Below are 462 nucleotides of genomic sequence, written 5' to 3' on the forward strand. Positions count from 1 at the left end.
ACCTCCCTCCGTTAATGACTGTTTTCAGTGAACTTAAGCGACCGCTCATAAGCTGAGCCATAGCGTTATAGCGGATTGCATTCTCCGCCATTTTTGACATCTCTTCGTCGATATCTACGTTATTGCCGTCATAGCGCATCGACGTTGCCCCTATTGTATTAACCTTTATCCCGACAGAAGTCAATGAGCTTCCGCCCGGCAGGTGCCTTGGGTCTGTCTGATACATCCCGGCATCGTACTTGTTGTCGATTGCCTGCTTGAATTCGTCCTCAAAGCTTACATCCTGCTTTTTATAGCCAGGAGTATTAATATTCGCCACATTATTTGCTATTACCTGCTGCCTGAGCGATGATGCGTCAAGACCTTTTTGCAGTGAAACAAATGTGTCGTTCGAAAACAACTGATCCAACATCAACCTCGATCACCTCCGCTTGCCTCAAGACCTTCAAAGACCTCGTCAAA

Annotated in this window: 1 protein-coding gene; it reads right to left on the reverse strand. The window is 46.5% G+C overall.

The genetic code is table 11. From position 1 onward, the window contains the following. The coding region (gene flgB / locus ACYC56_RS10535) for a flagellar basal body rod protein FlgB (protein WP_461374136.1) at positions 1-412 on the reverse strand (412 nt) is incomplete at its 3' end. Positions 413-462: the final 50 nt, after the last annotated feature.

This window comes from Candidatus Aquicultor sp. (assembly GCF_054640775.1).